Source organism: Caballeronia grimmiae (assembly GCF_000698555.1).
Taxonomy (GTDB): Bacteria; Pseudomonadota; Gammaproteobacteria; order Burkholderiales; family Burkholderiaceae; genus Caballeronia; species Caballeronia grimmiae.
Window position 1 is genome coordinate 1 of the sequence record NZ_JFHE01000048.1, and the last position, 12,679, is coordinate 12,679.

Genomic DNA, 12,679 nt, shown 5'->3' on the forward strand with positions numbered 1-12,679 from the left:
GAATGTTGGTCTGAAACGCGATGCCTTCGATAATCCCGATGATGTCCGCGATCTTCAGCGAGCTGTCGCTGATGGCGGTCATCGTCTCGACGACGCGCGTCACCACCGCGTTGCCCTGCTGCGCCACGTGCGACGCATTCGCCGACAGCGTGCTCGCCTGTTGCGCGTTGTCGGCGTTCTGCCGGACCGTCGACGTCAGTTCTTCCATGCTGGCCGCCGTTTGCTGGAGCGACGATGCCTGCTCTTCCGTCCGCGCGGAAAGGTCCGCGTTGCCGGAAGCGATCTGCATCGAACCCGTGGCGATGCCATCGGCCGCCATGCGCACTTCGCCGATCAGCGCGACGAGGCTCTTTTGCATCGCATCCATCGACGAGAGCACGCTGCCTGCGGGGGCTGCACGCGTCATCGCGACCGGGCTGAGATCACCCGAGGCGACACGCTGCGTGATTTCCTTGAGCGTCGCCGGCTCCGTGCCGAGGGCACGCGTGAGCCCGCGCGTAATGAGCACGCCCGCCAGCACCGCAGCGGCAAGCGAACCTAGGCAGATGGCAGCGAGAATCTGCATCTGCGCCACATAGTGTTCGTGCGCGTCCGCCACGAGTTCCTCGGCGCGCCGATGCGTGTGCGTCGAGTAGGCGTCGGTCGCGGCGACGAGCGCGGCCAGCAGCGGCCGGCATTCGTCGTTGATCTTCCGCACGGCTTCCTCCTGCCGATGCTCGCTCGCGAGTTCGACGATGGATCGCGCGACCGGCGCATAAAGCGATTCGACGCGTTCGATCTCGGCGATCAGCGCGCGTGCTTGCGCAGTGGTGTCGCTGCTCGAAGCGATCATCGCGTCGAGCGTGGCGAGATTCGCGGTGACATCCGCCTGCGCGCGGGCTTCGGCTTCCTTCTCGAGCGCGAAGTCGGCGGGCGACGTGACGAGCGCCATGTTGCGCGCTGCGATCGCACGGCGGTCGACCGCCGTGCGAACCTGCGCGGCCATCGCGGCCCGCGCGTTGGCGCCGTCCACATAGCCGGAGAAGCGCCGGTTCGCATCGCCGAGCGCGTTGATCGACACCGCCGATACGACGAGCACGACCCCCGTAAGAAAACTGAATGACAAGGCGAGTTTCGCCCTGATCGACATGGTGTTGAGATTCATGGCTTTGTTATGTGTTGCGCCGTGGTCCGCGGCGTTGCCGGCGATTCGCGCCCGCTTCGTTATCGAGACATTCCGTTTTTATCAATTTAAGCCGTCTTGCTCATCGACTCGATGGCAGCCATAATTACCTACCTTCCTCGTAACTGCGGGTAATTGCGACCGATGGATGCAGATGACAGCGCGATAGCTGCGTTAAGCGTAGATTTAACGGAGAAACCGCGCAAGCGAAAAATTGCCGTTTCTATCAAATTCGGCGATTGTGCTTTAAGCCGAAGCCAGCTATCGTTTGCGACCTCAACTCAAGGAGCCCCATGTCAACCAACGACGATCCCATCCTGACCAGCCGAGACGCAGCGGCCATTCTTGGCGTGTCGGTCAAGACGGCGCAGACGTGGATCGAACAGGGGATGATCGAATCGTGGAAGACGCCGGGCGGTCATCGTCGCGTGCGCAGAAGTGCGGTCATCGCGCTGCGCGAGCAGCTCGGAAACGGGCGGCAGGCTGCGGCGCGCATAGAGAATGCGATGGCGCTCGTCGTAGCATCGGAAGCCGCGCTGCCGGACTTCCTGGAGGCGGTGGCGGCGGCGGGAATGCACGGCATCGGCCAAAGCGATCCGTTCAACGCGATGCTCGACGCGGGCGTGGCCATGCCGGCTGTCATCGCGATCGAGCTGATGCGCGGCGACTGGGAACGCTTGTCGATGGCGCGACGCCTACTGCATTCGCGCGACCTTGCGCATATGCGCATGCTCATCGTGACCGACCTGAGCAGCGCACAACTGGAGGCGGACCTCGGCAGCCTGTCGCGCGTCACGCTGCTGCACACGCCAGCCGACCGCCCCGCGTTCGCGGCGGCGCTGCTTCAATCCCTTGCGCTTACGCCTCCCGACGATGCCGCATCGTCCTATCCTGTCGCGCCGAACGAAGATGCGCGCGTGCAGGCCGTGGCGCGCACGGGTCTCGTCGATACGCTGAGCGAGCCGGAGTTCGATGAAATCGTTCAGCTGACGGCCGAGGTACTGCGTGTGCCGATCAGCCTGATGACGCTGCTGACGCCGGATCGTCAATGGTTCAAGGCGCGTTGGGGACTCAATGCGCGAGAGACGCCGCGTCCGTGGGCGTTCTGCAATTTCACGATCATGCAGAACGATGTTTTTATCGTCGATGACGCCGCGGCCGATGTGCGCTTCAGTGCGAATCCGCTCGTGACCGGCGAACCGCGCATTCGCTTCTATGCCGGTGCGCCGTTGCGTGACGCGCAGGGCAATGCGCTGGGCGCGCTGTGCGGCATCGACCGGCAACCCCGCTCGATCGATGCGGTGCAGAAGCGACGGCTTGTGAATCTGGCGGCGCTTGCGTCGGACCGGATTGCGCTGGTGACACGCAAGCGGTTCGAGCGGTGGAACAAGGGGGTGTGACGGCGGATTAGCGGGATCGCTGAAGGTTGCGGGCGCGGCGTTACGCTAAAAGCCATTCTCGCGTGATATGCCCGGTGTTCGCTCGACGGCTACCGCGGCCGTTTTTCGTTGTGCGTTGACGATGCTCGATCGCGCCTTCGATGCGGGCCTTCCTCAGAGTTGCGCCGTCACCTGGAAGCCGACGGTCACGCGGGATGTCGCAAACGCCGATGGCTTATGAGTCGGCGTTCCTACAAAGAGGTCGTAGCTGAGTCCCGCATACTTGCACGGGATGCCGCCTCGCACACCGACTACTGCATGGACCAATCGCGTGCCCGCCAGGAACGCGGTGTTCGGTCCGAACACGCGGCCGTAGTCGATGCCTCGTACAAACCTTCATTCATCTCTCTTGCGTCGCGGCGAAACCAGTCGAACCTGATTGTCGTTGTCCTAATGGTCTATCACAGTCGACCCGCTCTGAATCTGCTTTTGAACGCTTAACGAGAGCATTGCGCAAAGCCCTAAGTTGCCTGACTCGCCAATATCGCCGCAGACCGAAGCCGCACTTTGCTGAAGCACCGCGGACGAACCCACTCCGCAAGCCAGCAAAAAGCACGATCCCCACGGACCTGCTAACCTCAACCGACCCCACACCTCCATCCGCGAAGGAGCCTGAAGCATGAGCGACCCGTCCGACTACGTACCACCGGCCGTATGGACCTGGAACAAGGAGAGCGGCGGGCGTTTCGCCAACATCAATCGCCCCGTTTCCGGCCCCACGCATGACAAGCCATTGCCGGTCGGACGCCATCCGTTACAGCTTTATTCGCTGGCGACGCCCAACGGCGTCAAAGTGACGGTGATGCTCGAAGAGTTGCTCGCGCTCGGACACGAAGGCGCGCAATACGATGCATGGCTCATCCGCATCGGCGAGGGCGAGCAGTTCGGCAGCGGCTTCGTCGACGTGAATCCGAACTCGAAGATTCCCGCCCTGCTCGACCGCAGCCACACCAAGCCCATACGCGTATTCGAATCCGGCGCGATCCTGCTGTATCTCGCGGAAAAGTTCGGCGCGTTCCTGCCGACCGATCCCGGCCAGCGCGCCGAATGCCTCTCGTGGCTCTTCTGGCAAATGGGCAGCGCCCCGTATCTCGGCGGCGGCTTCGGCCACTTCTACGCCTACGCGCCGGCGAAGATGGAATACCCCATCGACCGTTTCGCGATGGAAGTCAAGCGCCAGCTCGATGTTCTCGACAAGCGGCTGGCGGACAGCGCCTTCATCGCAGGCGACGCGTACACCATCGCGGATATCGCCATCTGGCCGTGGTACGGCGGCCTCGTCAACGGCTGGCTCTACGATGCAGCCGAGTTCCTCTCCGTACACGAATACACGCATGTGCGCCGCTGGGCCGACATCATCGGCGCGCGTCCCGCCGTGCAGCGCGGCCGCATGGTGAACCGCACCTTCGGCGAGCCGTCCAGCCAGCTGCACGAGCGTCACGACGCATCCGACTTCGAGACCCGCACGCAGGACAAGCTCGCCGGGTGAGGCGCACGTCGCGAGACACGTGGATGAAACGTGGACACATTACCGTGCAGCGTTGCGTCCACGACGTTGCGGGCATCGGTATGGTGTTTGCTTCCCCGGACAACGGGCCGGCGCATGACTGAGCGCGCCGGAGCAAACGGTCAACCAAGAGGCTGCTAGTCAGTCACGAGCAAGGAGCGAGATATGAGCAATGAGAAAGTCCTGACGACGCGACAGGGACATCCTGTGCAGGACAATCAGAGCATGCGAACCGTCGGCGAACGGGGTCCGGCGACGCTGGAGAATTATCCGTTCATCGAAAAGATCACGCACTTCGATCGTGAACGCATTCCCGAGCGCGTGGTGCACGCGCGCGGCACGGCGGCGCACGGATACTTCGAGGCCTACGGCAAGATCGGCAACGAGCCGGCCGAAAAGTACACGCGCGCCAAGGTGCTGACAAATGCCGGCGTGAAAACGCCCGTGTTTCTGCGCTTTTCGACCGTGATCGGCGCGAAGGAATCCCCGGAGACGGCGCGCGATCCGCGTGGCTTCGCCATCAAGTTCTATACCGAGGATGGCAACTGGGACCTCGTTGGCAACAACCTGAAGATCTTTTTCATTCGGGATGCGATCAAGTTCCCCGACATGATCCACGCGTTCAAGCCCGACCCGCTGTCCAACCGGCAGGAGCCGTGGCGCTTCTTCGACTTCGTCGCGCATCATCCGGAGTCGCTGCACATGGTCACGTGGGTGAAGAGCCCGTGGGGCATTCCGGCGGACTATCGTCACATGCAGGGGTCGAGCGTCAACACCTACAAGCTCGTCAACGACCAGGGCGAAGCGGTGCTCGTCAAGTTCTCGTTCGAACCGAAGCAAGGCGTGAAGAACCTGACGTCCGCGCAGGCTGCGGAAATTCAGGGACGCGATGTGGGGCACGCGACGCGCGATCTCTACGATGCCATCGAACGCGGCGATCATCCCGAATGGGAAATGTGCGTGCAGATCATGTCCGACGACGATCATCCCGAACTGGACTTCGATCCGCTCGACGATACCAAGCGCTGGCCCGAGGACAAGTTCCCGCTGCTGCCGGTCGGCCGGCTCGTGCTGAATCAGAATCCGAAGAACGTCTTCGCCGAAACGGAGCAATCCGCGTTTGGTACCGGCGTGCTGGTGGACGGCATCGACTTCTCCGACGACAAGATGCTGCAAGGCCGCACGCTCTCTTATTCGGATACGCAGCGGTATCGCGTGGGGCCGAACTATCTGCAATTGCCGGTCAACGCGCCGAAGAACGGTGCGCAGACCAATCAGCGCGACGGGCAGATGGCCTATTACGTCGATAACGCGGGAGAGAATCCGCACGTGAACTACGAGCCGAGCATGATGGGCGGCCTGAAAGAAGCGCCGAAGAAGCAGCACGACTATCACCCGTGGGTCGAAGGCCATCTCGGGCGCTATCAGGCATCGCGCACGCAGGACGACTACAAGCAGGCCGGCGAGCGTTATCGCAGCTTCGAAGACTGGGAGCGCGACGACCTGATCGCCAATCTCGTCGCCGACATGAAGGCATGTCCGAAGCCGATCGCGCTGCGCATGGTGTGGCACTTCTGGCATTGCGATCCGGACTACGGCACGCGTGTCGCCGAAGGCGCAGGCATCGATCTGGAAGAGGCGAAGAAGCTGCCGCCGCTCGAAGGAAAACCCGCGCCGGGCGCGCGCCGGGAAGCGCAGGTCTATACGAGCAATGAGCCGGAAGAAGCAACGCCTGCGATGAAGTAAGCCAGCAAGTCCTTCCAGCGCGTCGCTGGTCTGGCCGAAGCCTAGCGAACTTCGGCCAGCACCAGATCGATGCCCTGTTGCCGGATGCCGTTCGCCGCCGCAGGCGCGAGCGCATCGTCGGTGATCACTTGATCGAAGCGTTCCAGGCTCGCCACCTTGTACAGGCCGACGGTCCCGTACTTCGAACTCGCGACGGTCAGCATGGTGCGCGATGCCGCGTCCATCGCCGCGAGCTTCACCTCCACTTTCGGCGCGGAAGGCGTAGTTACGCCGCGCCGCAAATCCCACGAACTCGCCGATATGAACGCCACGTCCAGCACGAGCTGACGCAGCGTCGCCGCCGCGAGCGAACCGACGCTCGACAGGTTCGCGTGATCCAGTTGACCGCCGATATGGATGACATTGACGTGCGTCGCGCTCGCGAATTCGCGCACGATCTCGAAGTCGTTCGTCACGACCGTCATGTTCGATAGCTCGACGATATGTGGCACGAACGAGAGCATCGTCGTGCCGGCATCGAGATAGATGGACATGCCCGAGCGCAGCGTGTCTGCCGCCCGCCGCGCGATGGCCTGCTTCTGCGGCAGTTCGACGACCGCCTTCAACTGATGACTCGGCTCCGCGTTCACATGACTCGCGATACGCACGCCGCCCGGCACGGTATAGACGAGCCCCGCTTCTTCGAGCGCGGCGATATCGCGCCGCACCGTCATATGCGAACAGTTGAACGACTCCATCAACTGGTGCACCGACAGCACCTTGTCCCGCCGCAATTGCCGCAGCATGGCTTCGCGCCGCTGATCGGGAATCAGCGGTACATCGGCGGCATCGGGTTTGGCTTGGCTCGACATGGAAAGACCTTCGATGCGGGCATGAGCGCCATGACGGCGGCCCGCGAAATCAACGCGTATCTTAGCCGATGCACAGGTACGCCAGTTCGTAGCTCAACTTGGCATCCGCGCGAGAAAGGCATTGCCGGAAACGCGTGCGCCGGCTAACGATGCCAGTGGGCGCGCGCAAACTCTGGCTGCTCGTCGCGATCACACACATTAACTTTTATTATCACCATCGTCAATCACGTTAACATGCATTAACATCGACGTAGCAAACGCCCGTCCAATCGACACATGGAGACCCGACATGCAGACATCTAACCGGCGTCCCGTCCTGGGATGCATCGCCGACGATTTCACCGGCGCCACCGACCTCGCGAGCATGCTCGTGCGCGGCGGCATGCGTACGATTCAGACCATCGGCGTGCCGGGGTCGGCGGAGCCGATCGACGCAGACGCGCTCGTGGTCGCGCTGAAGTCGCGCACCATCGATCCCGCCGACGCGGTCGCCCAGTCGCTCGCCGCGCTCGACTGGCTGCGTGCGCAGGGCTGCCGTCAGTTCTTCTTCAAGTATTGCTCGACGTTCGATTCGACCGATGCGGGCAACATCGGCCCGGTCGCCGAAGCATTGCTCGATGCGCTCGCCAAAACCGGGGGCGACGACTTCGCGATCGCCTGCCCCGCGTTTCCCGAGAACAAGCGCACGGTGTATCGCGGACATCTGTTCGTCGGCGATGCGCTGCTCAATGAATCGGGCATGGAGAACCACCCGCTCACGCCGATGCGCGATCCCAACCTCGTGCGCGTGTTGCAGCGCCAATCGAAGTCGAAAGTCGGCCTGATTGCCAGCGAAACCGTCGCAGCGGGCGAAGCGGCCGTGCGCGATGCGATCGCGCGGCTGCGTGCGGACGGCGTGCGCCTCGCCATCGCCGACGCGCTCACCGACGCCGACTTGCGCACCCTCGGCGCGGCATGCGCGGACCTTCCGCTGATCACGGGCGGTTCGGGCGTCGCCATCGGCTTGCCGGAAAACTTCCGGCGCGCGGGACTCATCGAGTCGAACGACAAGGCCGCTGAATTGCCCGCTGTAGACGGCGCGGCGCTCGTGCTGGCAGGCAGCGCGTCGAAAGCGACGAACGCGCAAGTGGCCGAATGGCTCGCGTCGCGGCCCGCGTTTCGCATCGATCCGCGCGCGCTGTCGCGTGGCGAGCCGGTGGTCGACGCGGCGCTCGCTTTCATCGATGAAAACGCGCCTCAGCCGGTCCTCATCTATGCGACGGCCACGCCCGACGAAGTGAAGGCGGTGCAGCAGGAAATCGGCGTGGCCGCCGCGGGCAAGCTGGTCGAAGATGCGCTCGCCGCCATCGCGCGCGAGGCGAAGGCGCGCGGCGTGCGGCGCTTCGTGGTGGCGGGCGGGGAAACGTCGGGCGCGGTGGTGCAGGCGCTCGGCGTCGACATGTTGCAGATCGGGCCGCCGATCGATCCGGGCGTGCCGGTCACGGTGACGGTCGGTGAAACGCCGCTTGCGCTCGCCCTCAAGTCGGGCAACTTCGGCGCGGGCGATTTCTTCGCGAAGGCGCTGCGCTTCACCGAAGGGGCACGCGCATGAGCGGCAACCTCATCGGCGCGAACAGCGATGCGAAGCTGCGCGAGGAAATCTGCACGGTCGGTGCAAGTCTCTATGCCCGTGGCTATACCGTCGGCACGGCGGGCAACATTAGCGCACGATGCGACGACGGCTGGCTCATCACGCCCACGGATGCGTGTCTCGGCCGGCTCGATCCCGCCGATATCGCGAAGGTGGACGCAAGCGGCCAGCATCTGTCGGGCGGGCGGCCATCGAAGACGCTGGAGCTGCATCGCCGGATCTACGACGCCAACGCGGAAACGCGCGGCGTCGTGCATACGCATTCGACGTCGCTCGTCGCATTGACGCTCGCCGGTGTATGGCGCGACGACGACGTGCTGCCGCCGATCACGCCGTACTACGTGATGAAGGTCGGCCATGTCCCGCTCGTGCGATATCGCCGCCCGGGCGATCCACAGGTCGCCGCTGAAATCGCGCAGCTTGCGGCGGACGTGCGTGCGGTGCTGCTCGAACGGCTCGGGCCGGTCGTGTGGGAGCGCAGCGTATCGCATGCGTCGTTTGCGCTGGAAGAACTGGAGGAGACGGCGCGCCTCTGGCTCATGTCGACGCCGCGCCCCGCTCCGCTCGACGAAGCCGCGATCGATGAACTGCGGCGGAGCTTCAACGCGCGTTGGTGACGCCGTGTCGAGACGAGCCGGGCATCGCGCAGACGCATGATGGTCTGACGCGATGTATCGAACGAACGCGCCCATTTCCTCGGCAAAAACCACAACCGCAGTCAAAGCTCGGGTCGCGCGAGGTCGGCGCGGACGACTTCATCGCCACGCCGTTGCGCCGCTTCGATCGCCTCTCCCTTCACCGGATAGGGACCGATTGTATCGGCGCCATCGAACGGAAAAAGAAGCCGGCCGTCCGTTTTACGAACGACTTTCAGCGTGCCGTAGTATCCGCTCGCACTCGTCCCGCGATATGAAGCGTAGATATGGAAATCGTCCTCGTCCGCTCCGGCGGTAGGCAATACTCGTCGCGTGGGGAACAACACGAGCTTCGGGCGCCTTCCAGTGATATGCGTCATGCATAACTCCCAATCCATCGAAACGTTACCTAACCAATGCTCGTTTCCCGCTTCAGACAACGACAATGTGCCGGCCGTGTAGGTCGCGCGGGTTTTTGAACAATTGGGCAATGCATCGTGTCGCGGCCGGTCCTCGTTCGCCACTGACTGGTCGATCCATACGCGAGGCCACTGCCGCACTTCGTCTCCAGCGAACCGTGGCACGTGGATGAAGCAGGCGGCAAATGAGTACTGCATCGAGATGACAACGCTCTCGTGCACTTGCGTGCGCGCGTCTGCATCGCAATAGGTGTGCATTCGCTGTGCCCATGCGCGTCTCGCGCGGACCCACATGGCGCATACGGTTCGTTAGGTATCCGACCTTGCTTTGTGTAATTGCTCGGGCACGCGTCCGAAATCTTTGCATTAAGTACGCGTTCTACCGGTGCAAGGTACAAGGCGCAGAGCAAGCCATCTCGACGAGGCGATGAAGCACGCACGTACAACGGCAACGCGAGTATTGCTGAGCGCTTTGACACGAAATCGACACGCTTACTGAACGTCAAACACCCTTCCACGCCGGCGGGCGCTTTTCGGTGAACGCTGCGACGCCTTCGTGGAAATCCTGGCTGCCGTAGCAATCGCGGACCAGATCATCGCCTTCGAGCGGCAGTGCGGCCAGCATGCGCGACATCGACTGCTTGCTCACGCGCATCGTGATCGGCGCATTGCGCGAAAGACGATCGACGAGCGCCGCCGCGCGCGCATCCAGTTGATCGGGCTCGACGCTTTCGATGACGAAGCCCGCAGCGATGGCGTCTGTTACGTCCAGCATGTCGCCCAGCACGAGCATGCGCTTTGCGCGTCCAATGCCGAACTCCGCAACAAGTCGCGCCGTATTACTGATCGCAAGGCAGTTGCCGAGCGTGCGTGCAATCGGTACGCCGAACTGTGCACGCGGCGTCGCGATGCGTAGATCGCAGCATGCCGCAATCGCGAGGCCGCCGCCGACACACCATCCATCGACGATGGCGAGCGTGGGCATCGGCAAGGCATCGACCTTCTTCAGCACGCGCTCGATGCGGCGCTCGTAATTCACGCCATCTTCGGCGGTCTCGAACGCGCGGAATTGCTGAATGTCCGTGCCTGCTACGAAGGCCTTGCCGCCCGCGCCGCGAAACGTGACGACGCGCACATCGCGCTCGTTCGCAAGACGTTCGCAGATGGCTTCCAACTGCTCGTACATGCGCCAGGTCATGGCGTTGTGCGCGTCCGTACGATCGAAGACGACATGCGCCGCCGCACCATCGATGGTCAATCGGACTTCGCCTTGCGTGCTCTTGTCGTTGTCGTTCATCCGCTGCGTCTCCTTGTCTTGTGATCGAACGTTCAGCCGATGCGCGCCGCCACCGCTTCGCCCACTTCGGCCGTGCTTGCCTTGCCGCCGAGATCGCCCGTATGCGGGCCTTCCTTCAGGACAGCGGTGATCGCATCGAGCATCGCGTCGTGTGCTGCGCGTTCGCCGAGGAAGTCGAGCATCATCGCGGCTGACCAGATCATTGCGATCGGGTTGGCAATGCCCTTGCCCGCGATGTCGGGCGCAGACCCATGCACCGGCTCGAACAACGAAGGAAAGTTGCGCTCCGGATTCATGTTGGCCGATGGCGCGATGCCGATAGTGCCCGTGCATGCCGGTCCGAGATCGGAAAGAATATCGCCGAACAGGTTCGTCGCGACGACGACATCGAAGCGATCCGGACTCAACACGAAGCGCGCGCTGAGAATGTCGATGTGCTGCTTGTCCCACACGATGTCGGGATACTGCTGCGCCATTTCAGCGGCACGCGCGTCCCACCACGGCATGCTGATCGAGATGCCGTTGCTTTTCGTCGCGACCGTGAGCTTCTTCTTGCGCTGCTGCGCGAGATCGAACGCGAACTTCAGCACGCGCTCCGCACCCTTGCGCGTGAAGATGGAGGTCTGCGATACGAACTCGCGCTCCGTGCCTTCGAACGACACGCCGCCGACCGACGAGTATTCGCCTTCGGTGTTTTCACGCACGATCATGAAGTCGATATCGCCCGCCTTGCGATTTGCGAGCGGCGAAGGCACGCCATCGAAAAGACGCGCGGGACGCAGGTTGATGTACTGATCGAATTCGCGCCGGAACTTGAGCAGCGAGCCCCACAGCGAAATGTGATCGGGCACCTTGTCGGGCCAGCCGACCGCGCCGAAGAGAATCGCGTCGCATGCTTCGAGCCGGCTCTTCCAGTCGTCCGGCATCATCTGGCCGTGCGCGAGATAGTAGTCGCAGCTCGCCCAGTCGATATGGTCGTAGTCGAGCGCAAGATCGAAGCGTCTTGCGACGGCATCGAGCGCGCGCAGGCCCTCGGGCATCACTTCCACACCGATGCCGTCACCGGGAATCACGGCGATGCGATAACGTTTGGTCATTGCTGGCTGTCTCCTCGTTAATGGATACGCGTTCGACGCGAGTCATTCTATATGGCTTGCCGGCTTGCTCACGCCCAGCCTTCGAGCCGCAACGTCGATCGCACGAGCCGCTGCTCTTCCTGTTCGATTTCGGCGAAACGCTCGCGCACGCTGCGAATATGCTGGCTCGCGGCGCGGCGCGCCTGTTCGGGCAACTGCCCCGTCACCGCGTTATAGAGCCGCGCATGCTGGCGGTCGATCACGCGCTTGTGCTGCTCGCGGTGATAAAGATTGTTCACGGACGCAAACACGGAACTCAGCATCAGGTCGTTGAGGATGCCGAGCGTATGCACGAGCACCGGGTTATGCGACGCCTCGCAGATCGCGAGATGGAACGCGTGATCGAGCCGCGCATGCGTGGTCGCGTCCGTTTCCTTCGATTGCGCGGCCATCATCTCTTCATAGCGCCGCTTGATGAGAATGTGGTCGGCCGGCGTGCCGCGCATCGCGGCGAGGCGGGCCGATTCCGCTTCGATCATCTCCCGCACTTCGAGCAGGTCGTAGAGCGTGCGCGGTTGCGAGCCGAGCAGATGCATCATCGGCGTTTGCGCGGGCTCGACGGTCAGCTTCGCGACGAACGAGCCTTTTCCATGCGATGTCTCGATCAGTCCGCGCGCACGCAAGATCCTTAATCCTTCGCGCAGCGCCGTGCGCGACACGCCGAGCTTCTCGGTCAGACGGCGTTCCGAGGGCAACGGCTCGCCCTCTTTCAACACGCCATCGACGATAAGACGCTCCACACGCTCGACGACCACATCCGCGAGTTTGCGCTTGTCCGCTTCCATGCCGCCACCTCTGCTTTCCGCACTGGTATGACCAGCTGTGATGGTAGCACCATCCATTAACCGAAACGCCCC

Annotated in this window: 11 protein-coding genes and 1 pseudogene; 5 read left to right on the forward strand and 7 right to left on the reverse strand. The window is 63.1% G+C overall.

Annotated elements, in window-relative coordinates; genetic code table 11:
* The coding region (locus BG57_RS27300) for a methyl-accepting chemotaxis protein (protein ID WP_035970007.1) at nucleotides 1–1,144 on the reverse strand (1,144 nt) is incomplete at its 3' end.
* Nucleotides 1,145–1,455: 311 nt separating this feature from the next.
* Here BG57_RS27300 and BG57_RS27305 point away from each other — a divergent pair.
* Nucleotides 1,456–2,562 carry a helix-turn-helix domain-containing protein gene (locus BG57_RS27305; protein WP_035970008.1) on the forward strand — a complete coding sequence of 369 codons (1,107 nt, stop codon included), beginning with the start codon at nucleotides 1,456–1,458 and terminating at the stop codon, nucleotides 2,560–2,562.
* 153 nt (nucleotides 2,563–2,715) lie between these two features.
* On the opposite strand, the pseudogene BG57_RS33980 reads toward BG57_RS27305, so the two are convergent.
* Nucleotides 2,716–2,925 (reverse strand): annotated as a pseudogene (locus tag BG57_RS33980) (ShlB/FhaC/HecB family hemolysin secretion/activation protein); the annotation flags it as partial.
* Between the two features lie 295 nt (nucleotides 2,926–3,220).
* Between BG57_RS33980 and yghU the strand changes: the two are divergent.
* Both yghU and BG57_RS27315 read left to right on the forward strand, forming a co-directional pair.
* Complete coding sequence (gene yghU / locus BG57_RS27310) at nucleotides 3,221–4,090, forward strand: glutathione-dependent disulfide-bond oxidoreductase (protein WP_035970009.1); 870 nt, start codon at nucleotides 3,221–3,223, stop codon at nucleotides 4,088–4,090.
* Between the two features lie 183 nt (nucleotides 4,091–4,273).
* Nucleotides 4,274–5,854 (forward strand): catalase, encoded by a 1,581-nt coding sequence (locus tag BG57_RS27315; protein ID WP_035970010.1) that lies wholly within the window; start codon nucleotides 4,274–4,276, stop codon nucleotides 5,852–5,854.
* Between the two features lie 41 nt (nucleotides 5,855–5,895).
* On the opposite strand, the gene BG57_RS27320 is transcribed toward BG57_RS27315, so the two are convergent.
* Nucleotides 5,896–6,705, reverse strand: a complete 810-nt coding sequence (locus BG57_RS27320; RefSeq protein ID WP_035970011.1) for a DeoR/GlpR family DNA-binding transcription regulator — start codon at nucleotides 6,703–6,705, stop codon at nucleotides 5,896–5,898.
* A 289-nt stretch (nucleotides 6,706–6,994) separates the two neighbouring features.
* On the opposite strand from BG57_RS27320, the gene otnK reads away from it, so the two are divergent.
* Both otnK and otnC read left to right on the forward strand, forming a co-directional pair.
* On the forward strand, nucleotides 6,995–8,296 hold the full coding sequence (otnK, locus tag BG57_RS27325; protein WP_035970012.1) for a 3-oxo-tetronate kinase: 1,302 nt from the start codon (nucleotides 6,995–6,997) through the stop codon (nucleotides 8,294–8,296).
* The gene (gene otnC, locus BG57_RS27330; protein ID WP_035970013.1) at nucleotides 8,293–8,952 is read left to right on the forward strand and encodes a 3-oxo-tetronate 4-phosphate decarboxylase; all 660 of its coding nucleotides are present in this window, start codon (nucleotides 8,293–8,295) and stop codon (nucleotides 8,950–8,952) included. The genes otnK and otnC overlap by 4 nt, the downstream gene beginning before the upstream one ends.
* Nucleotides 8,953–9,053: 101 nt before the next feature.
* Here the strand turns inward: otnC and BG57_RS27335 are convergent, their stop codons facing one another.
* The 4 genes from BG57_RS27335 to glcC form a co-directional block, all read right to left on the reverse strand.
* A complete protein-coding gene (locus BG57_RS27335) occupies nucleotides 9,054–9,350 on the reverse strand; it encodes a DUF6723 family protein (protein WP_052006041.1) in 297 nt (98 codons plus the stop codon).
* A gap of 541 nt (nucleotides 9,351–9,891) precedes the next feature.
* The gene (locus BG57_RS27340) at nucleotides 9,892–10,686 is read right to left on the reverse strand and encodes an enoyl-CoA hydratase/isomerase family protein (RefSeq protein WP_035970014.1); all 795 of its coding nucleotides are present in this window, start codon (nucleotides 10,684–10,686) and stop codon (nucleotides 9,892–9,894) included.
* Between the two features lie 32 nt (nucleotides 10,687–10,718).
* Nucleotides 10,719–11,783 carry a tartrate dehydrogenase gene (locus tag BG57_RS27345; RefSeq protein ID WP_035970015.1) on the reverse strand — a complete coding sequence of 355 codons (1,065 nt, stop codon included), beginning with the start codon at nucleotides 11,781–11,783 and terminating at the stop codon, nucleotides 10,719–10,721.
* A gap of 68 nt (nucleotides 11,784–11,851) precedes the next feature.
* Entirely contained in the window at nucleotides 11,852–12,607 is a 756-nt protein-coding gene (gene glcC / locus BG57_RS27350; RefSeq protein WP_035970016.1) for a transcriptional regulator GlcC, read from the reverse strand.
* Nucleotides 12,608–12,679: the final 72 nt, after the last annotated feature.

What these genes read in the sequence shown, in the direction of transcription:
- otnK (WP_035970012.1), top strand. Translation starts at nt 6,995, where the DNA reads ATGCAGACATCTAACCGGCGTCCCGTCCTGGGATGCATCGCCGACGAT.
- BG57_RS27335 (WP_052006041.1), bottom strand. Translation starts at nt 9,350, where the DNA reads ATGACGCATATCACTGGAAGGCGCCCGAAGCTCGTGTTGTTCCCCACG.
- BG57_RS27305 (WP_035970008.1), top strand. Translation starts at nt 1,456, where the DNA reads ATGTCAACCAACGACGATCCCATCCTGACCAGCCGAGACGCAGCGGCC.
- otnC (WP_035970013.1), top strand. Translation starts at nt 8,293, where the DNA reads ATGAGCGGCAACCTCATCGGCGCGAACAGCGATGCGAAGCTGCGCGAG.
- BG57_RS27345 (WP_035970015.1), bottom strand. Translation starts at nt 11,783, where the DNA reads ATGACCAAACGTTATCGCATCGCCGTGATTCCCGGTGACGGCATCGGT.
- BG57_RS27340 (WP_035970014.1), bottom strand. Translation starts at nt 10,686, where the DNA reads ATGAACGACAACGACAAGAGCACGCAAGGCGAAGTCCGATTGACCATC.
- BG57_RS27315 (WP_035970010.1), top strand. Translation starts at nt 4,274, where the DNA reads ATGAGCAATGAGAAAGTCCTGACGACGCGACAGGGACATCCTGTGCAG.
- yghU (WP_035970009.1), top strand. Translation starts at nt 3,221, where the DNA reads ATGAGCGACCCGTCCGACTACGTACCACCGGCCGTATGGACCTGGAAC.
- glcC (WP_035970016.1), bottom strand. Translation starts at nt 12,607, where the DNA reads ATGGAAGCGGACAAGCGCAAACTCGCGGATGTGGTCGTCGAGCGTGTG.
- BG57_RS27320 (WP_035970011.1), bottom strand. Translation starts at nt 6,705, where the DNA reads ATGTCGAGCCAAGCCAAACCCGATGCCGCCGATGTACCGCTGATTCCC.